At 65.2% G+C, this 24,244-nt stretch carries 25 protein-coding genes; 12 read left to right on the top strand and 13 right to left on the bottom strand.

The window, feature by feature from the left end:
• Nucleotides 1–17 precede the first annotated feature (17 nt).
• Together QX048_RS12340 and QX048_RS12335 are read right to left on the bottom strand one after the other, a co-directional pair.
• Nucleotides 18–1,796, bottom strand: a complete 1,779-nt coding sequence (locus tag QX048_RS12340; RefSeq protein WP_316200473.1) for a putative bifunctional diguanylate cyclase/phosphodiesterase — start codon at nucleotides 1,794–1,796, stop codon at nucleotides 18–20.
• Between the two features lie 191 nt (nucleotides 1,797–1,987).
• Complete coding sequence (locus QX048_RS12335; protein ID WP_316200474.1) at nucleotides 1,988–2,956, bottom strand: sensor histidine kinase; 969 nt, start codon at nucleotides 2,954–2,956, stop codon at nucleotides 1,988–1,990.
• 181 nt (nucleotides 2,957–3,137) lie between these two features.
• Between QX048_RS12335 and QX048_RS12330 the strand changes: the two genes are divergently transcribed.
• Nucleotides 3,138–3,980, top strand: a complete 843-nt coding sequence (locus QX048_RS12330; RefSeq protein ID WP_316200475.1) for a glucose 1-dehydrogenase — start codon at nucleotides 3,138–3,140, stop codon at nucleotides 3,978–3,980.
• Between the two features lie 173 nt (nucleotides 3,981–4,153).
• Here the strand turns inward: QX048_RS12330 and QX048_RS12325 are convergent, their stop codons facing one another.
• From QX048_RS12325 to QX048_RS12315, 3 genes are all read right to left on the bottom strand, one after another.
• Nucleotides 4,154–5,530 carry a cytochrome P450 gene (locus QX048_RS12325; RefSeq protein WP_316200476.1) on the bottom strand — a complete coding sequence of 459 codons (1,377 nt, stop codon included), beginning with the start codon at nucleotides 5,528–5,530 and terminating at the stop codon, nucleotides 4,154–4,156.
• A gap of 907 nt (nucleotides 5,531–6,437) precedes the next feature.
• Complete coding sequence (locus QX048_RS12320) at nucleotides 6,438–6,596, bottom strand: hypothetical protein (RefSeq protein WP_213737209.1); 159 nt, start codon at nucleotides 6,594–6,596, stop codon at nucleotides 6,438–6,440.
• 267 nt (nucleotides 6,597–6,863) lie between these two features.
• Nucleotides 6,864–7,682, bottom strand: coding sequence for an outer membrane protein (locus QX048_RS12315; RefSeq protein ID WP_316200477.1), 819 nt, complete (start codon nucleotides 7,680–7,682; stop codon nucleotides 6,864–6,866).
• Nucleotides 7,683–7,971: 289 nt separating this feature from the next.
• Here QX048_RS12315 and QX048_RS12310 point away from each other — a divergent pair, with 289 nt between their 5' ends.
• Complete coding sequence (locus tag QX048_RS12310) at nucleotides 7,972–8,382, top strand: response regulator (protein ID WP_316200478.1); 411 nt, start codon at nucleotides 7,972–7,974, stop codon at nucleotides 8,380–8,382.
• Nucleotides 8,383–8,557: 175 nt separating this feature from the next.
• Here QX048_RS12310 and QX048_RS12305 read toward each other — a convergent pair whose 3' ends face one another.
• A complete protein-coding gene (locus QX048_RS12305; RefSeq protein ID WP_316200479.1) occupies nucleotides 8,558–9,799 on the bottom strand; it encodes an LLM class flavin-dependent oxidoreductase in 1,242 nt (413 codons plus the stop codon).
• A gap of 460 nt (nucleotides 9,800–10,259) precedes the next feature.
• Between QX048_RS12305 and QX048_RS12300 the strand changes: the two genes are divergently transcribed.
• On the top strand, nucleotides 10,260–11,660 hold the full coding sequence (locus QX048_RS12300; protein ID WP_316200480.1) for a PHB depolymerase family esterase: 1,401 nt from the start codon (nucleotides 10,260–10,262) through the stop codon (nucleotides 11,658–11,660).
• Nucleotides 11,661–11,704: 44 nt separating this feature from the next.
• Here QX048_RS12300 and QX048_RS12295 read toward each other — a convergent pair whose 3' ends face one another.
• A complete protein-coding gene (locus QX048_RS12295; protein WP_316200481.1) occupies nucleotides 11,705–12,373 on the bottom strand; it encodes an MBL fold metallo-hydrolase in 669 nt (222 codons plus the stop codon).
• Nucleotides 12,374–12,526: 153 nt separating this feature from the next.
• Here QX048_RS12295 and QX048_RS12290 point away from each other — a divergent pair, with 153 nt between their 5' ends.
• The 3 genes from QX048_RS12290 to QX048_RS12280 all read left to right on the top strand — a co-directional run bounded on the left by QX048_RS12290 (nucleotide 12,527) and on the right by QX048_RS12280 (nucleotide 15,334).
• Nucleotides 12,527–14,125 (top strand): alpha-amylase family glycosyl hydrolase, encoded by a 1,599-nt coding sequence (locus tag QX048_RS12290; protein ID WP_316200482.1) that lies wholly within the window; start codon nucleotides 12,527–12,529, stop codon nucleotides 14,123–14,125.
• 239 nt (nucleotides 14,126–14,364) lie between these two features.
• The gene (locus tag QX048_RS12285; protein WP_315715129.1) at nucleotides 14,365–14,706 is read left to right on the top strand and encodes a hypothetical protein; all 342 of its coding nucleotides are present in this window, start codon (nucleotides 14,365–14,367) and stop codon (nucleotides 14,704–14,706) included.
• Entirely contained in the window at nucleotides 14,678–15,334 is a 657-nt protein-coding gene (locus tag QX048_RS12280; protein ID WP_315715130.1) for a nucleotidyl transferase AbiEii/AbiGii toxin family protein, read from the top strand. The genes QX048_RS12285 and QX048_RS12280 overlap by 29 nt, the downstream gene beginning before the upstream one ends.
• A gap of 27 nt (nucleotides 15,335–15,361) precedes the next feature.
• On the opposite strand, the gene QX048_RS12275 is transcribed toward QX048_RS12280, so the two are convergent.
• On the bottom strand, nucleotides 15,362–17,083 hold the full coding sequence (locus QX048_RS12275) for an alpha-amylase family protein (protein ID WP_315715131.1): 1,722 nt from the start codon (nucleotides 17,081–17,083) through the stop codon (nucleotides 15,362–15,364).
• 124 nt (nucleotides 17,084–17,207) lie between these two features.
• On the opposite strand from QX048_RS12275, the gene QX048_RS12270 reads away from it, so the two are divergent.
• A complete protein-coding gene (locus QX048_RS12270; protein WP_316200483.1) occupies nucleotides 17,208–17,690 on the top strand; it encodes an MmcB family DNA repair protein in 483 nt (160 codons plus the stop codon).
• Between the two features lie 143 nt (nucleotides 17,691–17,833).
• Here QX048_RS12270 and QX048_RS12265 read toward each other — a convergent pair whose 3' ends face one another.
• The 3 genes from QX048_RS12265 to QX048_RS12255 all read right to left on the bottom strand — a co-directional run bounded on the left by QX048_RS12265 (nucleotide 17,834) and on the right by QX048_RS12255 (nucleotide 18,670).
• The gene (locus QX048_RS12265; protein ID WP_315715133.1) at nucleotides 17,834–18,094 is read right to left on the bottom strand and encodes a DUF1488 domain-containing protein; all 261 of its coding nucleotides are present in this window, start codon (nucleotides 18,092–18,094) and stop codon (nucleotides 17,834–17,836) included.
• A 103-nt stretch (nucleotides 18,095–18,197) separates the two neighbouring features.
• Nucleotides 18,198–18,440 (bottom strand): hypothetical protein, encoded by a 243-nt coding sequence (locus QX048_RS12260; RefSeq protein ID WP_315715134.1) that lies wholly within the window; start codon nucleotides 18,438–18,440, stop codon nucleotides 18,198–18,200.
• A 92-nt stretch (nucleotides 18,441–18,532) separates the two neighbouring features.
• A complete protein-coding gene (locus QX048_RS12255; protein ID WP_172115158.1) occupies nucleotides 18,533–18,670 on the bottom strand; it encodes a hypothetical protein in 138 nt (45 codons plus the stop codon).
• 504 nt (nucleotides 18,671–19,174) lie between these two features.
• On the opposite strand from QX048_RS12255, the gene QX048_RS12250 reads away from it, so the two are divergent.
• The 3 genes from QX048_RS12250 (at nucleotide 19,175) to QX048_RS12240 (ending at nucleotide 20,317) form a co-directional block, all read left to right on the top strand.
• The gene (locus QX048_RS12250; protein ID WP_172115156.1) at nucleotides 19,175–19,444 is read left to right on the top strand and encodes a hypothetical protein; all 270 of its coding nucleotides are present in this window, start codon (nucleotides 19,175–19,177) and stop codon (nucleotides 19,442–19,444) included.
• Complete coding sequence (locus QX048_RS12245) at nucleotides 19,437–19,733, top strand: hypothetical protein (protein ID WP_315715135.1); 297 nt, start codon at nucleotides 19,437–19,439, stop codon at nucleotides 19,731–19,733. The genes QX048_RS12250 and QX048_RS12245 overlap by 8 nt, the downstream gene beginning before the upstream one ends.
• A gap of 218 nt (nucleotides 19,734–19,951) precedes the next feature.
• Nucleotides 19,952–20,317 carry a hypothetical protein gene (locus QX048_RS12240; RefSeq protein WP_315715136.1) on the top strand — a complete coding sequence of 122 codons (366 nt, stop codon included), beginning with the start codon at nucleotides 19,952–19,954 and terminating at the stop codon, nucleotides 20,315–20,317.
• A gap of 23 nt (nucleotides 20,318–20,340) precedes the next feature.
• Here the strand turns inward: QX048_RS12240 and QX048_RS12235 are convergent, their stop codons facing one another.
• Both QX048_RS12235 and QX048_RS12230 read right to left on the bottom strand, forming a co-directional pair.
• Nucleotides 20,341–20,895, bottom strand: coding sequence for an ActR/PrrA/RegA family redox response regulator transcription factor (locus QX048_RS12235; protein WP_315715137.1), 555 nt, complete (start codon nucleotides 20,893–20,895; stop codon nucleotides 20,341–20,343).
• A gap of 175 nt (nucleotides 20,896–21,070) precedes the next feature.
• Nucleotides 21,071–22,426 carry an ActS/PrrB/RegB family redox-sensitive histidine kinase gene (locus QX048_RS12230; protein ID WP_315715138.1) on the bottom strand — a complete coding sequence of 452 codons (1,356 nt, stop codon included), beginning with the start codon at nucleotides 22,424–22,426 and terminating at the stop codon, nucleotides 21,071–21,073.
• Between the two features lie 97 nt (nucleotides 22,427–22,523).
• Between QX048_RS12230 and QX048_RS12225 the strand changes: the two genes are divergently transcribed.
• Nucleotides 22,524–23,315: an ABC transporter ATP-binding protein gene (locus QX048_RS12225; protein ID WP_316200484.1), complete on the top strand. Its 792-nt coding sequence runs from the start codon at nucleotides 22,524–22,526 to the stop codon at nucleotides 23,313–23,315.
• Entirely contained in the window at nucleotides 23,312–24,124 is an 813-nt protein-coding gene (locus QX048_RS12220) for an ABC transporter permease (RefSeq protein ID WP_316200485.1), read from the top strand. The genes QX048_RS12225 and QX048_RS12220 overlap by 4 nt, the downstream gene beginning before the upstream one ends.
• The last annotated feature ends 120 nt before the right edge of the window (nucleotides 24,125–24,244 follow it).

The following is a 24,244-nucleotide window of genomic DNA, read 5'->3' as shown; positions in this document are numbered from 1 at the left end:
TGTCGTCCTCCAAAAGCTCAGCGCCGATAGCGGCTGCTGCGCGCATAGACCTGGCGATTTTCCTGCACAGGGCGACTGGCGAGACTGATGCGCGCTTCGCTTGCAAGCGGGGCCGCCGGCTTCAGCTCCTCCAGGAAGATCGGACGCGAGAAGTAGTAGCCCTGCGCATAGCGGATCTTGGTCGCGGCCTGCAGATAGGCGAGCTCCTCGAACGACTCGATGCCCTCCGCGATCACCGTCATGCCCAGCGCCTCGCTCAGGGATTCGATCGCACGCAGGATGCCCTGGCTGCGCGGTCGCTTATGAATGTCGGTGATGAAGGACCGGTCGATCTTGATCTCGTCCGCCGTGATGTCGGCGAGTGCCGACAGCGACGAATAGCCGATGCCGAAATCATCGATCGAGATGCCGACGCCGATCCCGCGCAGCAGCGGCACGATCTCGTCCTGGAAATGGCTGCGGGTCACGAACGCGTCCTCGGTGACCTCGATCATGAACCGCTTGGGAAAGCCGGTCGCTGCGATCGCCCGGGCGAAGGGCTGCATGAAGTCCGGGTTCGACGCCTGCTTGGCCGCGACGTTGATGCTGATCGTCGCCTCGGGTCCGAAGGTGTCGTTGATCAGGTCAATCGACTTGACGATCTCGTCGAGCACGAGATGGGCGAGCTCGTCGATGAGACCGAGCTCGACCGCAAGGTTGATGAACGATCCGGGTGCCTGGATCACGCCTTCATTGTCGCGCAGCCGCACCAGCGCCTCGATGCCCTTGATCTCCTCGGTGCGGATGTCGACCTTGGCCTGGAACGCGCAGCAGAAGCGCTTTTCGAGGATCGCGAGCCGCAGCGACTGCTCGACCTTCATGCGCGCCAGCGCCTCGTGCTCCATCGCGCTGGAGAAGAAGGCCAGCGTGCCCTTGCCGCTGTTCTTGACGCGGTACATCGCCAGATCCGCGTTCTGGCGCAGCACGTCGTAGCTTGCGCCGTGCTCGGGAAACAGGCTCACTCCGACGGACGCGGAGGCGAACACCTCGGCGCCGTCGATGAAGAAGGGCGCATTCAGGCGTTCCAGCATCGCGTGCAGGAATTCGGCGACCTCCTCGGCGCGCTCGATCGGATGCAGCAGCAGCAGGAACTCGTCGCCGCTGATGCGCGACAGCAGGTCCGACTCGCGCAGGTCGCGGCTGATGCGCTTGGCGAGCTCGACCAGCAGCGCATCGCCGGTGGCGTGGCCGTAATAGTCGTTGATGTACTTGAAATTGTCGAGGTCGAGAAAGGCGAGTGCGAAGCGTCCGTCGACGCGGCCGCGCCGGACCAGCAGGTCGGCGCGATGCTCGACCACGCGGCGCATCGGCAGGCCGGTCAACTCGTCGTAATAGGCGGCGCGAAACAACTGGTCCTCGAACTCCTTCTGCTCGCTGATATCGGCCGAGCTGGAGATGAGGACGGTCTGGTCGCCGATGCGAACCGGCCGATGCGCGGTCAGCAAGGTCTGCGCGCCGCGCTCGCCTGCCACTTTTTCCTCGCCGATCACCGTTCGACCCCGGCCGAGGATCTCGCGGCAGGCCGTGCGCCGGTTATGGAGATGCGGCGCCGAGAGGCCGTCGATGCTGTTGGCGGCGGCGCCGAGCTGGACGGCGGCCGTATCGTTGACCAGCAGAAAGCGACCGTGCTCGTCCTGGACCGTGACGCCCGACGGCAGCTGGCTGAGGACGCTGCGCAGGAAGCGCAGCTCGGCCTCGGTCGAGCCCAGCCCCTCGTTCGGCCCGGGGGAAAAGTTGAATCGGTCGCTGCTGTACATGCGCCGATTGTGCAAAGTTCCCGCTTCATTTTAGTTAAGCGCTACGTAGAAACCCGGAACGCGCGAGCCAAGTCTCGGGAATGACGGAGCTTTGTGCCGCGGCGTCATTAACCGTTCCTGAATCGGAGCAGCGACGCGGCCGCGCGCATGCGGCGAAAGTGGTAGGCAGGAATGGCCGCCCGGCGGCCGGTTCAGCTTGGTGGCACGCGACACTGCAAGGTGCAGTGAAGGCCGGATTCGAGAAATCTGGTCTCGGTCCTGCCATCGAACGACGACAGCACGGACTTCAGCAATTTGCTTCCGAAACCGGGCTTGCCGATCGGACCGATCGGCGGACCCGCGGCCTCGTCCCAGGTCAGATGGAGGCGGTCCTCCTGCATCGTCCATGACACCTGAAGGAAGCCGCGCGGCGAGGCAAAGGCGCCGTACTTGCCGGCATTGGTCGCAAGCTCGTGAAAGATCAAAGCGAGGCTGACGGCGAGCTTGGCAGGCAGGAACAGCGGCGGGCCGTGGAGCTCGAAGCGGACATGGCCATATGGCCCGAGCTCCGAGACCAGCAGATCCTTCAGGTCGCAGCCCTGTCCGTCGGCGCGCGCGATCAGGTCGTCCGCGGTCGCGAGCGCGCGGATGCGCTGGTCGATGCGGCTCCACACCTGCGGCTGGTCGTACAGCACCTGATGCAGCACGGCGTGAATGGTGGAAGTCTTGTTCTTGAGCCGGTGGTGCAGCTCGTCGACCAGGAGCTTGCGATACTGCTCCTCCTGAGTGAGCCGCCGGGCGATCTCGCGCTGCTTGGCGGCCAGGCGCCGGTAGTGATCGACGCCCCAGATCACCAGCAGCGCCACAACCATATACATCGCCATCAGCGCGAGCCGGGCGCCATCGGCCGGACCGCCGCCAAAATCGAGCGTCAGGCCGAGCGCTGCGCCTGCGATCGCCGTCGCCAGGCCGACGCCCGATCCGCCCATCGCGGTGGCGAAGAAGACGGCCGGCAGGTAGGGCGTGAAGAACACGTCGGGCCGCAGATGCGCCATGCCGTAGCGGAGCGCCGTGGCTGCGAGCAGGCACATCGCTGCAAACATGCAGCTCCATGTCAGGGAAGGCTGCTGCTCGCCGCGCCAGATCCGCTTGATGTCGTCGATGAGTCGCGTCATGGACATCCATGAGCCTCAACTGCGCAACCAAATTAAGGCCGACGTGGCGGTAATTTGTCCGGTTGATGGAGGCCGTCTTGCGTGTGTTGCAACCTGGCGCGCAGGATGATGGTTCCGCGGCGGAACTCAGGCGCTTGTTATTCCGCCGCCCAGAACGAGCACGCAGCAGCAAAGGAAGGAGCAGGGAATGGGACGGTTGGAGGGCAAGGTCGTCGTGATCACGGGCGCGACCAGCGGCATCGGCCTGCGGACGGCGGAAATCTTCGTAGCCGAGGGTGCGAAGGTCGTCGTCGCGGGCCGGCGCAGCGCCGAGGGCGAGGCGCTGGCGAGCAGGCTTGGGGCCAGCTGCGTGTTCCGGCAGACCGATGTCACGGTCGACGGGCAGATGCGGGCATTGATCGATGGCGCGGTCGAGCGCTTCGGCCGGCTCGATTGCGTGTTCAACAATGCCGGCGGTCCGGCGCAGACCGGCGGCATCGAAGGCCTCGACGCCGATCGGTTCGACCAGGCCATCGCGGTGCTGGTGCGCAGCGTCATGCTCGGCATGAAATACGCAGCGCCCCATATGAAGCGGCAAGGCTCCGGCAGCATCATCAACAACGGCTCGATCGCCGGCCGGCTCGCCGGCTTCTCCACCTCGGTGGTCTACAGCACGGCGAAGGCGGCGGTGATCCATCTGACGAAATGCGTGGCGATGGAGCTCGGCGAATCCGGCGTGCGCGTGAACTCGATCTCGCCCGGACTGATCGCCACCGGCATCTTCGGCAAGGCGCTGGGCCTGTCGACCGAGGCGGCCGAGAAGACGCCGGAGACGATCCGCAACGCCTATGCCACGGCGCAGCCGATTCCGCGTGCCGGCCTGCCCGACGACATCGCCTACGCTGCGGTGTTTCTCGCCAGCGACGAATCGAGCTTCATCAACGGCCATGATCTCGTCATCGACGGTGCCATCACCGGCGGCCGCAACTGGAGCCAGCAGCAGCAGGGCTATCAGGCGATGCGCAAGCTGCTGGGGGATGCGGTGGAGTAGGGGACGGCGAAGTATACATTTCGTCATGCCCGGACATCCACGTCTCTCATCCGCGCGTTGCAGCAGGATGGATGGCCGGGTCAAGCCCGGCCATGACGAGGAGGAAGACGACGGGGAAAGAGTCCGCAACAAACCAAGATCCCTGGCGCCCTCGCTGCATCAATGCGCGCGGGTCATACCGCCTTCAGCATCACCTTCAGCCCGTCGCGCGGTTTCGGGATCGGCCAGACCTGCCAGTTCGGCTGATAGCCGGGGGCGAAGGAGACCTCGAGGTTGGCGAGGAAGTGCCGCGCGAAGCACTTCACCTGCATGTAGGCGAAGTGCAGGCCGAGGCACATGTGCGCGCCGCCGCCGAACGGCACCCAGGCGAAGCGGTGGCGGCCGCGCTGGGCCTCGTCGGTGAAGCGCATCGGGTCGAACCGCTCCGGCTCCGGCCAGATCTCCGGCATGTGATGGGTGTACATCGGGTTGATGCCGACGCCGGTGCCGGCGGGAATCGCGTAGCCCTTGAAGGTGAAATCCCGGATCGGCCGGCGCGGCAGCGACGGCACCGGCGGCATCAGCCGCAGGGTCTCCTGGAACGCCATCTCGGTCAGCTTCATCTTCTCCAGATGCTCCGAGTTCATCGGTTCGTCCTTGGCGAGGCCGAGGCTCGTCACCTCGTCGCGCAGCTTCTGCTGCCACTGTGGATGCGCGGCGAGCTGGGCGACGAAGGAGGTCAGCGACGAGGTCAGCGTGTCGTGCGCCGCCATCATCAGGAAGCTCATGTGGTCGACGATGTCCTGCGTCGACAGCAACGCGCCGTGGTCATCGGTGGCGCGGCACAGATGCGAGAACAGATCGTCGCCGTCGGCCTTGGCGCGGCGCAGCGGAATCTGCTCCGAGAAATAGGCGACGATGCGCTGGCGGCCCTTGACCCCGCGCGCCATCTGCGTGCCTGGCAGCGGCCTGCGGATCGGCGCCACCGAGGCCGCGACCATGTCGACGAAGGCGCGGTTGATGGCGTCGACCTCCGGCCCGATCTCGGTGCCGAGGAAGGACGTCGCGGCGAGGTCGAGCGTGAGCTGCTTGATCGCCGGATAGAACAGCATCTCGCCCGGATTTGCTTTCCACTGCGCGATGCGCGCGGCGATGCCGCGGTCGAGCCCGGCGAGATAGGACTTCATCGGCCCGGCCTTGAAGGCGACGGACAGCGCCTTGCGGTGCATGCGGTGCTCGTCGAAATCGAGCAGCATCAGGCCGCGCGGAAACAGCAGGTTGAGGATGTGGCCCCAGCCATGCGCCGACGAGAACAGCTTGGCCTGGTCGAACAGCACCAGCTCGTTGGCTTCGGGGCCGAGCAGCACGACGTTGACCTCGCCGAACATGTGGGTGCGGTAGACGGGGCCATACTTCCTGGCGTTGCGCTCGACGTGACCCTTGGGGTCGGCGAGGGTCGCAAACGTCTTGCCGATGATCGGCCAGCCTTCGTCGCCGGGGATATGGGTCAGTGAGTTGCGCCGCGGCGAGGTCAGGCGGAACGATGGCGTGGCCACACTTTGCATCGACATCAAGGAGGCTCCGTTTTCGAGGCGGCGGGGCGCGGCGACGCGCCGGCACACATTGAAGGGCGGTTGCAGCCATCATGCAATACGCTGCGTTATTTCGTCTCGGTGTAGTTGTGCTGCATCGCACGCGTTGGCGATCTCGCGACGCGCTTCATGCGTCCGAGTCCTGCTGGACTTGCTGCCCCCCAAGCAGAGGGCACGGGGAATGCCGGGCGCTGGCCGCACCCATGGCCCGCCTGCAGAAAAAAATGCAGGCGGCAGGTACCACAGGTTCAGCCGAGGCATCCCGGCATTCCCCGCGCGATGGTTTTCACGGCTGCTTCGCGTTCTCCCCGGTGCGCCGGGCTTTTTGGCCACCGTTGCCTGCGCGACGCGTGAGCGCCGCTGCAAGCGTAACACCAGCATCGGGGTGCCAGGACCACGCGACTTGACCGTGCGCATCGCCGCCGTTCGTCCGCGCGGGATAACCACGCTGCGACATCGACACGCCCACCGCATCCCGCCTCAACGTTCGTGACGACCGCGAAGCGCCCCTCTTAATCGAGACGGGACTGCGTGAAGGTATGCCTTATTCGGAAAAACGAAAGCAGAATATTTTTGCGCGCAGGACTGGACAGGGATGATGTGATTGAGGTGTTTCGTGAAATGAGTTTTTCGGCGCGCACCGCTTCATGGTGATGAGCCTGTGATCGACAGGCCGGCGCGGTGCGGTTTCGCCTTCTCAAAGGCGCTTTGCTGGAAGCGATTTGCCCGTCGGCCCCGACGGTCGCCAATACGTCCTGCTGTCGCTCGCCGGTGATGCCGCGATTTCGGCGGTCAATCCGCGCAGGGTCAGCGGATCATCTTTCGAGGCGGGCAAGCCTCGCCGCAGGCAGAAGCCGCCACGCGTTCCGACCTGGAGCCAAGTCCATCAGCCGCCCGATTTGTTGATCTTTTTCACCTTGGCGTCGGTTGCCTCGATCGAGGCCGCCAGCTCCAGGATCGCCTTTGCCAGGAGGTCGGCGGCCTCCTTGGGGTCCTGCGACCGTTCGGCGCGCAGCGCGTAGTTCTTGGCTGAAGAGAGCGACATTGGCGACCTTTCCCGCGGAAAAGCCCGCCGGGTCGAGACGGCGGGCTGCCTGGCGCATCACACGCGCGAGCGGTCTCTTGCAGACCGGGCTCGATTTGCCGCGAACATGGCAGGCCCGGGTTAAGAAAATCCTCGTGACGCCGATCGCCGATGCACACTCGGCCGCCCGTGTGGCCCCGTCGGACCATTTCCCTCCGGCCTATGGTTTGACCGCGCTCACTTTTCATCGGCGTGCGCAGGACCGCTCGCTTCAGCACCGACCGCGCCTCAGAACTTGTAGGCGAGGCCGATCGTCGCCGTATGAGTTCGCGTCGTCACGTGCGCGGTGAAGCGGTCGTCGAACCCGACCCCGACGCCGCCGGCGACGAAGAAGGGCTGAGTCCAAGTGCCGAAATCGGCATAGCGGTAGTCGGCCCGCACCAGCCAGTGGCCGCCGATCATGTGCTCGATGCCGCCGCCGACGGTCCAGCCGACCCGGGTCGAGGCGTAGGTCTCGTCGTGAGGATTGCCGAAGCAGAACGGGTTGCCGGGAACGATGGTGCAACTGGCGTTCAGCTCGAGGCGCTGCCACGCCACGCCGCCGCTGCCATAGACCAGCGTAGAGGGCGCGACCAGATAACCCAGACGGGCGCGCACGCTGCCGTCCCATGTTTCCTTCACCGAGCCGGACGGCAGGCCGACCAGCGGGATGCCGAAGAACAGCCCGGCCGTGCCCGGCAGCGCACTCGCCCGCTTGGTGTTGTCGGCCCAGCCGAAGTCGCCCTCGACGCCAGCCACCCATGACGGAGCGAACTGCCAGTTGACGCCGAGATAGCCGCCGATCCTGGCGGCGACGCTGTCCATCGCCCCGCCGGTGCCGGCCGTCGGCACGAACACGCCGGCACCGAAGTTCGGGGAGATGTCGCTGGTCCGCCAATCATTGTCCGCCCAGCGGGCGCCGACCGACACGCCGGCATAGACGCCGGTCCACGACGGCGCGGCGACAACCGGCGGTGCCTTCACCGGCAGGTCGGCCGCCTTCGCCGCTCCCGCCAGCGCGATGCTCGCGAACGCGAACGCCATCGCCGCCACTCCAGATTTCGTCATGCTTTGCCCTAGCGCGCGACGTCGATTCGACATGGTTGCGGCACCATCGCCGGTTGCATCGAACGCGGCAATTGCATCGCGATCGGCTGGGCCAAAAAGTTCGCGGTGTTGCTGGCGGGATACGTCGACTTGGTCGAAGCGACGTTCGACGGTCCACCCTGCCCGAGGTCGGCCCCCGAGTCCCCTTGACCCGTAAATCCACGGAGCCAAATGTTTACCACCCGGCCATCGGCCTCATCTAGCAACGGCCAGACCTGACGTCTGGTCAGCAGACAACGAGGGCAAGGGCATGAGCAATCAGTTGCTGGTGATCGAGGATGCCGAGGTGCATCTGTCGATCCTGCGCAAGATCGCCGCGCAATGCGGCTACGAGGCGACCTGCGTGACCTCGGTCGGGGCTGCGGCGGAGGTGCTGCGCCAGCGGACCTTCGACTGCATCACCCTGGATCTGTCGCTCGGCGATCGCTGCGGCGCCGATATCCTGCTGCTGCTCAACGAGCTGAAATCGCGCACGCCGGTGATCTTCATCAGCGGCGCCGAGGACGCCACGCGCGAGGAGCACGTCCGGCTCGCGACCGTGCTCGGGCTCGTCGTCTATCCGCAATTCCAGAAGCCCGTCGGCCTGCCGGCGCTCCGCGAGACACTGAAGCAGATCGCGACCATCGCCGACTGCGGGAAGCTCGTCGCGGCGGTGAGGTGAGGGCCATGGGTAGGGCGGATTAGCGCAGCGTAATCCGCCGTCAGGGTACGGCGTAGTGACCTGCCCACTTGGCATATACCATGCTCGATCGTGATACCGACGACGACCTGATGAAGTCTCTCGTGAGGGTCGGCGGATTACGCTGCGCTAATCCGCCCTACGCACCGTCGTTGATTCACCCCCGCTGCTTCGCCGCGGCCTGCTGCAGGTCCGGCGCATTCACCGCGGGAATCGCGACGCGGCCGGGTCCCGTCTGCGACAGCGCCGCGGCGGCCTTGTCGTTGTCCATGATCTTGGCCATCACGGCCTGCCCGGCGCGGTCGAAGATGGCGCGGTTCTCGATGACGAATTTCTGCGAGCGGCGCAGCCCGTCGATGTAGCCGTTGATCTCCGGCACGACGTAGCGCGCGACCATGTCCCAGCTGCGGCGCGTGTTCTCCGGATTGGCCCAGTCGTGCACGAAGCCGATGATGGCGCCGACACCGCCGGACACCTGCATCAGGTTCTTGATCGTCTTGACGAGGTCGTCGGGCGTGCCGATCGTCGACGCCGCGCCGTCGACGAAGGCGGTCTTGTCGACGGCTTCATCGGGCGAAGAGAACGGCTTCAGGCCCGGCCGCATCAGGGTGCCCACCGTGTACTCGTTGTGCCAGCGCATCAGTCCGGGGCCGGCCTCGCGGCGCGCCTGCTCGCGCGTCTCGGCGATGTGCCAGGACAACAGCACGCGCCAGTTCGCGCGGCTCACGGTCGTGCCGTGCTTCTTCGCAGCATCCTCGGCGAACTCCCATTGCCGCGGCAGCGCCATCAGGCCCTGCGTCGACATCGAACCGAGCGAGATGATGCCGATGCCGTATTTGCCCGCGAGCGTCATGCCGGACGGCGAGATCTGCGATGCCACGACGAACGGCATCTCCTCCTGCAAGGGGAGGATCTGCAGCGCTGCGTCATTCATCGTGAACCAGTCGCTCTTGGCGGTGACGCGCTCGCCGTTGAACAGGCGACGGATGATCGCGATCGCCTCGTCCTGACGGTCACGCTGCGTCATCGGATCGATGCCGAGCGTGTGGGCATCGGAGGCGAGCGCGCCCGGGCCCGAGCCGAAGATGGCGCGGCCGCCGGTCATGTGATCGAGCTGCACCATCCGCTGCGCGACGTTGTAGGGATGATGATAAGGCAGCGAGATGACGCCGGTGCCGAGTCTGATGCGCTTGGTGCGCTCGCCGGCCGCGGCGAGAAACATCTCGGGCGAGGCAATCATTTCCCAGCCGCTGGAATGATGCTCGCCGCACCAGAACTCGTCATAGCCGAGTTCGTCGAGCTGAGAAACCAGATCGAGGTCGCGGCGGAATTGCAGCATCGGATGCTCGCCAATTGGATGATGCGGAGCGAGGAAAGCGCCAAATTTGAGCCGCGCCATGTGTTTTCTCCCAAGCGGAATTCGTTGTTGCTTGCCGATCAGGCTAGTTGGCGCCTCGGTGTGAGGCAATCATCTTGCCGCGCACGACGACCGGTGCATGGCTGCCATTTGTTTGTTTACTGATCGCCGATCGATGCTCACACTTCATCCGCGCGGAGCGATTCGCCATGTGATGAAGAATGATGCCGTCGAGCGCGTGGTGCGGGTCTTTGCTGGTTGTGGCGCGCCTCGCTCTCACGTTCGCGGCGATTGACGTGCTCCGCGGTTCGCGTTTCGGTGATTGCTGCGTGAAGTGCCGCCTCGGCGTGGCATTTAGATCGCAGCAAGAACGAAATTCGCAATCAAATTGCTGAGGTCCGCAGTCTCGCGGGCTTTTTGTTTTGCACTGCAGCAACCATCTGGGTGATGGTGGATTGTCTACCCGCTGACGTGAATACGTGAATGCCTAAGGAGCTTGCCGTTGTCCCTCGCTGAAAATGTTGAGTACTTGCGAAGGCTGCGCGAGCTGAACAGCATCACCGGATTTGCCGATTTTCATCGTCAGCCGCGTCGCGCCCCGGAGACTCCGCTGATCGAGATCGAGCATTTCGGCACCAATCCTGGGCGCCTGAAGATGTTCGCCCATGTGCCGGCGCAGCGTCAGCCGCTGGCGCCGCTGGTCGTCGTGCTGCATGGCTGCGGGCAGGGCGCCGCCGAGTACGATCTCGGCGCCGGCTGGTCGACGCTCGCCAAGCATTTCGGCTTCGCGCTGCTGTTGCCGGAGCAGCAGCGGGTCAACAATCCGCAGCGCTGCTTCAACTGGTTTCAGCCGGAGGACATCACGCGCGACCAGGGCGAGGTCGCCTCGATCCGTGAGATGATCGCGCGCATGGTGGCGGACTATGCCATCGATCCCAGGCGCATCTACGTCACCGGCCTGTCGGCGGGCGGCGCGATGACCATGGCGCTGCTCTCCGCGCATCCCGAATTGTTCGCTGCCGGCGCCGTCATCGCCGGGCTGCCGTTCGGCACCGCGCGCAGCATGCGCGACGCGATCCTGCAGATGCGGATGCCGCCGGCGCGCCCCGCCGGCGAGCTCGGCGATCTCGTTCGCCGGGCCTCGAACCACCGCGGCAAGTGGCCGAAGCTGTCGGTGTGGCACGGCACAGCGGACTACACGGTGCATCCGGACAATGCGGGCGAGATCGTCAAGCAGTGGCTGGACCTGCACCATCTGCCGTTGGCGCCAATGGCCGCAGCCGAGGTGAACGGCTATCCGCATGAGCAATGGTGGAATGCCGACGGCGAGACCGTCGTGGAATCGTTCACGATTTCCAACATGGCGCATGGCACGCCGATCGGGCTCGCGGCCAACGACAAGCGCTATGGCAAGGCCGGACCGTTCCTGCTCGAGGCCGGCATTTCCTCGTCCTATCACATCGCGAAATTCTTCGGCGTCACCGATTGGATTCGTCCGCTCAAGGCGGCCACGACGTCGCCGAGCACGAAGCTGATCCCGCAGGTGTCGCCGATCTCGGCGGTGCCGGCCTTGACCAAGATCTTGCGACGCGCGGCGGACGCCCCATCCCCCGCTGCGGAGCCGGTCGACGTCAAGCCAGCCGAGATCAAAGTGGTCGAGCCCCGAATGTCGCCGACCGGCATGCTGCTCTCTGCACCGGCATCCGCTGCGGTCCCGCAGCCCAAGGTCGCGCCGGAGTCCAAGCCCGTGGCCGTCTCCAAGCCCCCAGAGCCGAAACGGCTGGAGTCGTCGACCGGCGAATCTTCGATCAACGGCAGTGGCGCGACCGCCAAGCCGCGGCGCCGGACCATCAACGTCGCCGCCGTGATCGACCGTGCCCTGCAAGCGGCCGGCCTGAAGTAGACGCGCCGCAGCCGTTCATGGCTCGCGCGCGAGGGACGCGCGGGTCAGACGTCTCCCGTCAGGAACGGGTTCGTCATCCGCTCCTGGCCGAAGCTCGAGCCGGCGCCATGGCCGCAGATGAAGCCGACGTCGTCGCCGAGCGGCAGCAGCTTGTCCTTGATCGAGCGGATCAGCGTGTCGTGGCTGCCGCCGGGTAGGTCGGTGCGGCCGACCGAGCCGTTGAACAAGACGTCGCCGACATGGGCGAAGCGCATTTCCTTGTTGAAGAACACGACGCTGCCCGGCGAATGGCCGGGGCAGTGCAGGATGTCGAAGACGAGCTCGCCGATCTCGACCGTATCGCCTTCTTCGAGCCAGCGGTCGGGCGTCACGTCGCGCACGCCCGTGATGCCGAAGCGCGCGCCGCTGGCGACGACGTTGTCGAGCAGGAATTTGTCGGCGACATGCGGCCCCTCGATCGGCACCTTCAGCTGATCGCGCAGATCGGCCGCGCCGCCGACGTGATCGATATGGCCATGCGTCAGCCAGATCTTCTCCACGGTGACATTGGCCTGCGCGATCGCCGCCTGGATGTTCGGCACGTCGCCGCCGGGATCGATCACGATCGCCTTCTTCGTCGCCTCGCACCACAGGATGGTGCAGTTCTGCTCGAACGGCGTCACGGGCACGATCATCGCGCCGGCCTTCGCCCTGGTCTGGTTCTGCTCGGTCATGGCGCCAGCATGCCGATTTTTCGCAATGCGCCAAGTGAAAAACACCCTGCGGGCGGCGGCTCGACGTCCCGGCCAGGGCGACCAAGGCGGGGCTTGTGAACCTGCCGCCGGTTCCTGCGTTGGGCCGCAGGTTGCAAGCAGAAGGCGGTCGACATGGCGGAGCAGGGCGCCTGGTGGCGCGAGGGGACCTTCTACCAGATCTATCCGCGCTCGTTCCAGGACAGCGACGGCGACGGGGTCGGCGACCTCACCGGCATCATCCATCGCCTGCCCTATCTCTTGACGCTCGGTGTCGATGCGATCTGGCTGTCGCCGATCTTCACCTCGCCGATGGCCGATTTCGGCTATGACATCGCCGGCTACACCGGCATCGATCCGCTGTTCGGGACGATGGAGGATTTCGACGCGCTGGTGAAGGCCGCGCATGACGGCGGCCTCAAGCTCATTCTCGATCTCGTGCCGAACCACACCTCCGATCAGCATCCCTGGTTCCTGCAGGCGCGCCGCTCGCGCGATGACCCGCACCGCGACTGGTACATCTGGCGCGATCCGGCCGCCGATGGCGGGCCGCCGAACAACTGGCTGTCCGAGTTCGGCGGCAGCGCCTGGCAGTTCGAGTCCCAGACCGGGAAGTACTACTATCACGCCTTCCTGGCGCAGCAGCCGGACCTGAACTGGCGCAATCCGCAGGTGCGGGCGGCGATCTATGACGTCATGCGGTTCTGGCTGCGCAAGGGCGTCGACGGCTTTCGCGTGGACGTGATCTGGCACCTCATCAAGGACGCCGAGTTTCGCGACAACCCGGCCAATCCCGAATATCACGGCGGAAGGCCGCCGCATGAGCAGATCTTGTCGCGCTTCTCCGCCGACCAACCGGACGTGCATGAGGTCGTCGCCGAGATGCGGCAGGTGATCGACGAATTCGACGACCGCGTGCTGATCGGCGAGATCTACCTGCCGTTGGAGCGGCTGATGACCTATTACGGCAAGGATCTCGGCGGCGCGCATCTGCCATTCAATTTCGCGCTGCTGTCCGCGCCCTGGCATGCGCGCGAGATCGAGAGGATCATCGCCGACTACGAAGCCGCGCTGCCACCGGGCGCCTGGCCCAACTGGGTGCTCGGCAACCACGACCGGCCCCGGGTGGCGAGCCGTGTCGGGCCCGAGCAGGCGCGGGTAGCGGCGATGCTGCTGCTGACCTTGCGCGGCACGCCGACGCTGTATTACGGCGACGAGATCGGGATGCATCAGGTCGCCATCAGCCCGGAGCAGGTGCGCGATCCCTTCGAGAAGAACGTGCCCGGCATCGGCGTCGGCCGCGACGGCTGCCGCACCCCGATGCAATGGAGCGCGCTGCCGCAGGCCGGCTTCAGCCAAGCCGCGCCGTGGCTGCCGGTTGCCGATGACTACATGCATGAGAATGTCGTCAATCTGACCGCCGACCGGCGCTCGGTCCTCAATCTCACCCGTGCGCTCATTCGTCTGCGGAAGCAGCACCGCGTGCTCGTCACCGGGTCCTATCGGCCGGTCGCGGCGCAAGGCGATCTCCTGCTCTACCGCCGCGAAGGCGACGGCGAGGTGCTGACCATCGCGCTCAATCTCGGCGGCGAGCCGGTTTCCATCGCGACCGAAGCAGGCGGCCTTACCGGCGAGATCCTGCTCTCGACCTGGCTCGACCGCGGCGGCGAACGCATCGACGGCACGCTGGATTTGCGCGGCAATGAGGGCGTGGTCGTCGGCAGGAGGACGTAGCCACGTCCCTGGCGAGGCGGCGGCGCGTCGCAATCGATGTCTTTGAGGCCCGATCGCAGGGCTTCGCTGGACGCCTTCAGCCGTATTGCTCGGGTCTTCCGTGCCGCCGTGTCCCCGGAATTGTTGAGGTTCCCACCGAACGGCGCCATATTGCGCGACAGATGCCGGGGAATCTTCGGCCTTCAAGGAGATGACGTGTACTGGTCTCCGAAACCGGTACTTCGCGGGAGTTCGAACTGATGAATACGCTGCCGCCGACGACGTCTGACAGTCTCACCGCGGCCGTGACCACGATCAATACGCCGCTGCCGGTCCGCATTGGCGAGGCGACGTTGCTGGCCTGCCTCAAGGCCGAGAAACTGGAGCCGAAATGGCGTGTCCACGTGCAGGCGTTCTTTGACGAAATTGATGCCTCTGTGATCCATCATCTCGTCCTAGACAAGGCTGTGACGTTCGAAGAACTATCGAAGGCGATCGACACTTGGCAGGTTGTGGGGTCCGAAAATGAGAGATGGGTCAGGGAAATGGCGGCCTTCGAGGTGGCAAGACCTCATGCAGAAGGCGCTGCTGTCCCTCGATAGCCTGGAGGGCGGCCCTGGGGCGTGGACGTTCGGGGGCGGCACGGCCCTGGCGCAGAGCTTCGATCATCGCATCAGCTACGACGTCGACATCTTTCTGGATTCGAGCACGGCCCTGAAGCGGCTCGCGCCGAACATGAATCCTGTCACGAAGGCCCTTTGCGATACGTGGCAATGGCCGGGCAAATATCTGAAGCTGATTCTCCGGGACGTAGGTGAGATCGATTTCTTGAATGCGCCCACCTTTACGGATCATCCGACGTATCCGTTGAGCTTCGGCGGCCGGATTATACCGGCGGAGCGACCGGCAGAGATTGCGACGAAAAAGTTGATCTATCGTGCATCGACCTACACGGCGCGCGACACGTTCGACCTTGCCGCGGTCTATCTCTATGATCGACCGGCGCTCGGCGAGATCGCGCAATCTCCGGCAATGACCCGCGATGTCGTATCGGCCGCACACAATCGTTTAAGTCTGGCAAGATATCAGTTCCAGGCGGAAATGCGAGACCTCATCAATTTGACGGCTCGCGGAGAGAAGTTCGTCGACACCTCCTGCGAAATGGCGTTGGAGGCGTTGGTCGAAATTCAGCGCCTCGTTCACGAACGAGATGCGCAGCCGAGCGGCTGAAGCCGTTCTCCTTGAAGACGCCCGTCATCAGTTGGTCGTCGATCGCCGCCGCGTCTTCCGCCGCTTTTTCACCGGGCTCTTCGTCTCGATATCGCTTCGCCGCAGCAGATAGTCCAATCCGCCGACGCGGTACCAGCGGTAGCCGTAGGGCTCGAGCACCAGGGTGTGGCGGCCGCGGTCGTCGGCCTGGCTGTGATCCTCCGACAGCAGATTGATCAGCAGCTTCCCGCCATCGTCCGGCAGTCCGGCATCGAAGCTGATCTCCCGCGGCTTCTCGTCGAGATTGTGCACGAACAGCACCGAGTTGTTGCGCCAGTCGTAGCGCATGATCAGCACGGCCGGATCCCTGGTCGCGATCACCTCGAAATCGCCCCAGCCGACTTCCGGCACCTCCTTGCGCATGCGGATGATGCGTTCGGTCCAGTTCAGCATGGAATTCGGATCACGCCGCTGCCGGGCGGCGTTGATGTGATCATAGCCATAGGGGCCGTGATCGATCACCGGAGACGCCGGCGCGTCGCTCTTGGTGAAGCCGCCATGCGGCTCGGTCGACCATTGCATCGGGGTGCGCGCGCAATTGCGCTCGGCCAGGCTGAGATCGTCGCCCATCGCGAGCTCGTCGCCATAGCGGATCACGGGCGTGCCGGGCAAGGTGAACATCAGGCTGTAGGCGAGCTCGATGCGGCGGCGGTCGCCGCCGAGCATCGGCGCCAGCCGCCGCCGAATGCCGCGATCGTACAACTGCATGTTCTTGTCCGGGCCGAACGCCGCGAACACCGCCGCGCGCTGCGGCTTGGTCAGGCGTCCCAGATCGAGCTCGTCGTGATTGCGCAGGAACAGGCCCCATTGCGCCGAGGCCGGCCGCGCCTTTGTCTGATAAAGCGCCTCGGCCAGCGGCCGCGTGTCGGAGGCCGCCAGCGCGTAGAACAGATGCTGGTTGACGTGGAAGTTGAACATCATGTGCATGCGGTCGCCGTCGTCGCCGAAATACTCCATGTCGGTTTCCGGCAGCACGTTGGCCTCGGCCAGGATGATCGCTTCGCCCTGGCGCCATTGCAGGAATTCGCGGAAGGTCCTGAGCATGTCGTACTGCTCGACCGGCTTCCTGACATCGGCGCCCTTGGCCGCGATCACGAACGGAACCGCGTCCATGCGGAAGCCGGAGACGCCGAGCTGGATCCAGAAGCCCATGATCTTCAGGATCTCTGCCTGCACCTCCGGATTGGAGGTGTTGAGATCGGGCTGAAAGTCGTAGAAGCGGTGGAAGTACCAGCCGCCCGACTCCTTGTCGCGGGTCCAGGTCGACTTCTGCACGCCGGGAAACACCATCCCCTTGTCGGCATTGGCCGGCTTCTTGTCCGACCAGACATACCAGTCGCGATAGCGCGATTGCTTCGAGCTGCGGGCGTCGACGAACCAGGGATGCCGGTCGGAGGTGTGGTTGACGACGAGGTCGATGATCACCCGGATGCCGCGCTGCTTGCAGCCATGCGTGAACTGGACGAAATCACCGAGCGTGCCGTAGCGCGGGTCGACGCCGTAATAGTCGGCGACGTCGTAGCCGTCGTCGTGCTGCGGCGAGGGCTGGAACGGCATCAGCCAGATCGCGGTGATGCCGAGCCCGTGCAGATAGTCGAGCCGGCGCGTCAGCCCCTTGAAATCGCCGATGCCATCGCCGTCGGCGTCCATATAGGTGCCGACCGACAGACAGTAGAACACCGCGTTCTTGTACCAGAGATCGTCGATCATGGACGGCGCCTCGCTGCGCCGCCCGGCCGGCGGCCGGCTTGTTAAGCGGAAGGCCGGCGTCAGGTTCCGGTTCCCGGGTGATCGGCGGACTTGGGCGACGCCTGGAATCGGTTATGCTGCGGCAATGGAATCGTCCGCCGCCAGGATCAGCCTCGTTCCCATCGACCGCCGCCAGTCGGAGACGGCGCTGGCGATCGCGCGCGGCACCTCGCGCCTGCTGCGCTCGCTCGGCTTTGCCACCATCAGCGAGCTGCCGCTGCCGTCGGGCCGTCGCGCCGACCTGGTGGCGCTGAACGAGCGCGGCGAGATCTGGATCGTCGAGATCAAGTCGTCGGTCGAGGATCTGCGCGCGGATCACAAATGGGAGGACTACCGTGCCCATTGCGACCGGCTGTTCTTCGCCTTCACGCAGGATCTGCCGTGCGATATCTTTCCGCAGGACACCGGCCTGATCGTCGCCGATGCCTATGGCGCCCACCTGCACTGCGAGGCGCCTGAGCACCGATTGCCGGCGCCGACGCGCAAGTTGATGACGGTACGCTTCGGGCTCGCGGCGGCGCAGCGGATCAACCGGCTGATCGACCCGCAGGGCCACGTGGACCTCTAGAGAATCCTCAAATGCGCTCCACTGGACGGGGTTTCCCCGTCTAGGTAGGTGACAGAGGCTCCGTCAGGTCGCGAGTCTCGAGATGAGAGACATCAGCATCGCTGAGAGCCGATCCGCATCACCGCCGGCCTGGCCGATCGCCGTCAGAAATTGGCGGCGACGAGATCGTAGGAGCCCCGGCTGCCGCGGACATAGAGCCGGGCGGCGGCGGCGCAGATCCGCTCGCGGTTGGAATCGAATGCGGTCAGAAAGCCCGACTCGTCGGGGCGGGCGTCGGGCTGCAGGCGTCTCAACGCACCCTCGTCGACGAAGAACGACGCTTCCATCGCGCTGTCATAGCCCCAGAACCGTACGGCACGTCGCGTGCGGTCATAGGAGCGGCTGTGATTTGGAAACTCAATCATGTGTGTGACCGATCAGGTTCGGAGGACACCGCGGTGAGGGCGGACGTCATCCAAGGGGCGTCGTTCGGCAATGGTCGCCGGCGACAAAGGGGTTGCGCGCATCTCAATCGAAAGCCGACGGCAACTCGCCGTGGCGGAAGAAGATCGTCGGCTCATCGTCATAGTCGCCCATGTCGGGATCGCCCGAGGATGAGAACGCGACGACGCCTGCCTTGCTGGACACCAGCCGTTCCGCAGTCCGGCGCGCGCTTGCTTCCGTCTTGCAGGCAATCGGCGTCTCGGCTTTCGCGCGTCCGCCCCGGCCGGCGCTGAACGCCTGAACGACATAGATCGTTTCGCGCGCCATGTTCTGTCCTTTGGACTATCGAGTACGGTCGGCCGCATCGGCACCGCATTGCGCGCGGGAGACCATCCAGACTGATGAGGACCGGAAATCCCCTAGCGCTTCTTCTTGTCACTGGAAAAATCCGGCTGCCATGCTCCGGCCTTTTGGCTCGGCGCTGCGGCAATGCTCTTGGGCTTTTCCTTCTTGGGTTTCTTGGCTTCGCGATTGCCTTTTTGCTGACCTTTGGCCATGTCGGTCTCCTCGACTCGGGTTGGAGCTGGTTCAACGCATCGGACGAGCGCCCCGTCGATCCTGCGTGCGCAGCGTCACTGCCGGTCGGCCGGGCGGCCGTCGTCCACCGGTTGCCGATGCGGGCGCCGCGGTGGTCGGATCTACGAATGCAGTGCGGCAACTGCGAGCGCGAGAAGGATCAGCAGAAGCGGCACGATAATGGGTGGAACGATCCACTCGCTCAGACGAAACTGCGGCATTGGCTACCCCTCGCGTGGTTTGCGGCGGGAGCGCTCGTGACCCTCAGTCACCGGTGAATGCCGTCGGAATGGCGGTGATCGCCATTGATACACCCTGGCCCCTGCAATAGCGAGCACCAAAGCGCAGCGACACGGTCCGATGACGCCACGCCGCTCATCACGTCGTGCTGATGAGAAAGCGGTGGCTATTGCCGGCCGCAAGGCGCATGCTTCGAAAGACTTCGAAGTCGCGACAGCGACAGCCGTTGCGAAAGGTAGGCGCAGATGAGCATCCGCTCGCGGCGCGAATTCGTCACCTTCAAACACCCGTTCCGGATCAGGAGCATCGAGCGTCTCTTGCCCGAGGGCACCTACGAGGTGGTCACGGACGAGGAACTGATCGAGGGATTGTCCTTTGCTGCCTACCGCCGGGTTGCGACAATGATGATGGTCCCGGTCGCCGGTTCGCGCTCCGCTGCCGTCGAGATGCTGTCCATCAGCTCGGTCGATCTTGCAGACGCGCAGCGTGTCGACGCGAGTGCGTCGGATGACTGACGAGCCGCTCGATCTCGACAGGCACCGCGGGATGAGCGCGCAGAAGGCCGTGGACCTCCGTCGCGCGTTGGCAGAGGCCGAAAGTCATGCGCGGGAGCTGCGCGATCGGCAGGCTGTTCTCGAGCAGCACCTGCTCGCCAACGCGGCCGAGTCGTGGCCGGAAGCCGCCGCGAAGGCGCGCTATCTCCTGAACATCTACGCCGCGAGCCTTGCGGAACAGGATACCAGGCATCGGGAGCTGATCGCTGCTGTCCTGGCCGATTTCTCCCGGCTGACGGGGGAGAGCTGACGTCGGGCCGGCGCATCGTGGCGCCTTCCAGATCCACCTGTGAATCCGCCCGCGCCCGATTCAGGACCGTTGCCAGCGCGCGACAACATCCGCTCGTCCCGGCCTCCTGGCAATTTCCCCGGCTCTGCCCGACAATTGCCCCGCATGGGGCGCAACATGCCGGAACATTTTTAAGGCTCGAGCGGTATCCAGCCCAGGGGTGCGGACAGGGACGACAGATGCGACGGGTGGTCTTGGCGTTGACACTGCTCTTCGCGACCGGAGTCCGCGCGGAGGAAATGGCGTTCTACGTCCTGGGCGTGGGCGCCGATTCCTGCGAGCGCTTCATCGCCGCCGCCGAGGAGCAGCCACCCGGCACCTACAAGGCCATCACCAGTGGCGACGGCCCCTACGTCAACGCCATCTCAAAATATCAGCAGTGGATGATGGGCTACGTGTCCGCCATCAACGCGGATCGCGGCGATGAGGGCCGGCAGATCAAGCTCGATCTGACCGAGGTCGACAGCTGGATGCGCAATTGGTGCAGCCGCAACCCGCGGCGCACCGTCTTCCATGCATTGCAGGCGTTCGTGAAGTCGCATTGACCCGCGGCGAGCAAAAAATCCGCCTATTTCGGCGCGCGCTTGGCGAGGATGCGCTGCAGGGTGCGGCGGTGCATGTTGAGCCGGCGCGCCGTTTCCGAGACGTTGCGGTTGCACATCTCATAGATGCGCTGGATGTGCTCCCAGCGGACACGGTCGGCCGACATCGGATTCTGCGGCAGCTCGGATTTTTCGCTGGTGGTCGACAGCAGCGCTGCAACGACGTCATCGGCATCGGCCGGTTTGGCGAGATAGTCGACGGCGCCCATCTTCACCGCCGTCACGGCGGTGGCGATGTTGCCGTAGCCGGTCAGCACGATGGCGCGCGCTTCGGGACGCTTGCGCTTCAGCGCCGACACCACGTCGAGGCCGTTGCCGTCGCCCAGCCGGAGGTCGACCACGGCGAAGGCCGGCGCCGCCTTGCCGATCTGTGAAATACCTTCGGCGACGCTCTCGCAGGAGGTCACCGTGAAACCGCGGGTCTCCATGGCGCGCGACAGGCGCTCCAGGAACGGCTTGTCGTCCTCCACGATGAGGAGAGAGCGGTCCGGATGGTTCGTCAGTTCGGCGATGGCGCCCACGGTCATATCCTTGAGAAGAAGGCTCGATGGTTGCGAGACGATCTGGTCCATCCTCATATGGTCTGCCGAGTCGCCGCTGCCAAGATCGCGGGTTGCCGCAGTCTGCGGCGTGACGCCGCGCGGGGCCGGTGTGCTGTATGCCAGGACCGCGCCAGCGGCGGCTGCCCTGGAGGTTTCATTCCGGCTCCGCCTCGCCATCGTCGTCCTCGCTGGCCTCGAAGCGCCGCCGCGGCCAGACGATCTGGACCACGGCGCCATGGTCGGGGAAGGTGCGGTTGCTGAACGAGACCTTGGCTCCGGTTCGCTCCAGCAGGGTGCGGGCGATGAACACGCCGAGCCCGAGGCCGCCGCCCTGGTTACCTCCCGGGCCGTCCTCGGCGCTGGGCCGGCGTGACAGATAGGGCTCGCCGATCCGCTTCAGGATATCAGGCGCAAAGCCGGGGCCGTCGTCGGACACCACGATCTCGACCGTCTCGTTGTTCCACCAGGCGTTCACCTCGACGGCGTTGCGCGCGAAATCGACGGCGTTCTCCAGGATGTTGCCGACGCCATAGAGGATTGCGGGGTTGCGCGAGCCGACCGGCTCCTTGGCCGCGGTCACCGCGACGCGCACCTTGATGTCGACGCCAAAGTCGCGATGCGGTGCGACCGTCTCCTCGATCAAGGTCGACAGCTTCATCCGGTCGTACATCGACCCGATCGAGGACAGCTGGGTGATCTTGCCGAGAATGTCGCGGCAGCGCTGCGCCTGCTCGCGCAGGGTCTTGATGTCGGAGGTGACCTGGCTGTTGTCCTGCAGGGCGCGCTCCAACTCGCGCGAGATCAGCACGATGGTCGCGAGCGGCGTGCCCAGCTCGTGCGCGGCGGCCGCCGCGAGGCCGTCGAGCTGGGTGAGGTGCTGCTCGCGCGCCAGCACCAGCTCGGTCGCCGCCAACGCGTCCGACAGCTTGCGCGCCTCCTCGGTCACCTGGAACGCATAGAGGCTGGTGACCCCGATCGCGAGCGCGATCGAGAGCCAGACACCGAACAGATAGATCGGCGGGAAGATCAGCGGCTCCTCGCCTTCCCACGGCAGCGGCAGATGCATGAAGAACAAGGCGGTGGCGCAGGTGACGGCGAGCAGGCCGAGCATGATCGTCAGGCGGACGGGAAGGGCGGTCGCCGAGATCAGCACCGGGGCGAGGAACATGTAGGAGAAGGGATTCTCCAGCCCGCCGGTGAGATAGAGCAGCACCGTCAGCTCGATGATGTTGAGCGCGAGCAGGCCGCCGGCGTGGGCCGGCTCCAGCAACTGCATCGGGTTGAAGGCGATCTGCAGGCCGAGATTGAGCAGCGCCGAGATGCTGATCACCGCGAGACAGGGCACCACTGGCAGGTCGAACTCCAGGCCCTGCACCACGATGAAGATCGCGCTCAATTGACCGAGCGCGGCCAGCCAGCGCAGCCGCAGGATGGTGTCGAGCCGGACGCGCTGTCGCGGATGGCGATAGTCGGTGTCGGGCGTGTCGATGATCAGGGCGTCGTCGGTCATGACGGGAACCTAATGCCGCGCAAGCACGGCGACAAATCTGGCCCGCCGTTGGTGGCCTGTTGCGGTTTGCGGCACAATGCCTCAATGAACCCCTCCCATGACGCAAGATGACGCAGTGCCGACCCTCTCATCCGATTCCAGCTCGGTTTCCCCCGCGATTGCCGTGTCGCGGCTGACCAAGGTCTACAAGACGACGACCGCTGTCGACGGCGTCTCGTTTGCGATCCGCCGGGGCAGCATCACCGGGCTGCTCGGCGGCAACGGTGCCGGCAAGACCACGACGATTGCGATGATCATGGGGCTGGTGCAGCCGACCTCGGGCGAGGTCGCCGTGCTCGGCCACAGGATGCCGGACGAGGCTGCGGCCGTGCTGGGGCGGATGAATTTCGAGAGCCCCTATGTCGACATGCCGATGCGGCTCACGGTGCGGCAGAACCTCACCATCTTCGGCCGCCTCTATGCGGTGGACCACCTCAAGGAGCGGATCGCCGAGCTCGCGGCGCAGCTCGACCTGAGCGACTTCATCGATCGCGCCAATGGCAAGCTCTCGGCCGGGCAGAAGACCCGCGTGGCGCTGGCGAAAGCGCTGATCAACGATCCCGAGCTGCTGCTGCTGGATGAGCCGACGGCCTCGCTCGATCCCGACACCGCCGACTGGGTGCGCGGCCATCTCGAGCGATACCGACAGCGCCGCGGCGCCACCATCCTGCTCGCCTCCCACAACATGTTCGAGGTCGAGCGTCTATGCGACCGCGTCATCATCATGAAGCGCGGCCGCATCGAGGACGACGACAGTCCGGCGCAGATCATGGCGCGCTACAACCGCTCGACGCTCGAGGAGGTCTTTCTCGACGTCGCCCGCGGCCGCAACCGGGAGGCGGCGCAATGAACGATCTTTCGCTCCGCATCGCCCCGCACCGGATCGGCGCGATGATCCTGCGCTACTGGTATCTACTGCTGTCGTCCTGGCCGCGGCTGCTGGAGCTGATGTACTGGCCGACCTTGCAGATCATCACCTGGGGGTTTCTGCAGACCTACATCGCCGCCAATGCCGGCTTCTTCGCCCGCGCCGGCGGCACCCTGATCGGCGCGGTGATCCTGTGGGACATCCTGTTCCGCGGACAGCTCGGCTTCTCGATCTCCTTCCTGGAGGAGATGTGGGCGCGCAACATCGGCAACCTGATGATGAGTCCGCTGACCCCGATCGAATTCCTGCTGGCGCTGATGACGATGAGCCTGATCCGGCTGGCCATCGGCATCATTCCGATGACCCTGATCGCGGTCTGGTTCTTCGATTTCAACTTCTACAGCATCGGCCTGCCGCTGATCGCCTTCTTCTGCAACCTGATCTTCACCTCCTGGGCGGTCGGCATCTTCGTGTCGGGGCTGGTGCTGCGCAACGGGCTCGGCGCCGAAAGCATCGTCTGGACGCTGATGTTCGCGCTGATGCCGCTGGCCTGCGTGTACTATCCCGTTCAGGTGCTGCCGCATTGGCTGCAGCTGGTCGCCTGGTCCCTGCCGCCGACCTACGTGTTCGAAGGCATGCGCGCGCTGCTGGCCGATCACGTCTTCCGGTCCGACCTGATGCTGACCGCGCTCGGGCTCAATGCCGCCCTGCTGCTGGCGTCGTTTGCGGCATTCATTGCTCTCTTGCGCAGCGCACGCCGCGCCGGCTCGCTGCTGGCGTCAGGGGAATAATTGCGCTTTTCCCGTGGATTTCCGGGCTTTTTCGTCGCTTTGAGGCACCTTCTCGTACACCACCGCATTGACGCATAATTACGCATTCGGCAGTATGCTGCGCTGCAGAGAGGTTGAACG

Source organism: Bradyrhizobium sp. SZCCHNS30572, assembly GCF_032484415.1.
Taxonomy (GTDB): domain Bacteria; phylum Pseudomonadota; class Alphaproteobacteria; order Rhizobiales; family Xanthobacteraceae; genus Bradyrhizobium.
Note: the sequence above shows the minus strand (reverse complement) of the source record. Positions and strands in the feature narration are given on the sequence as shown.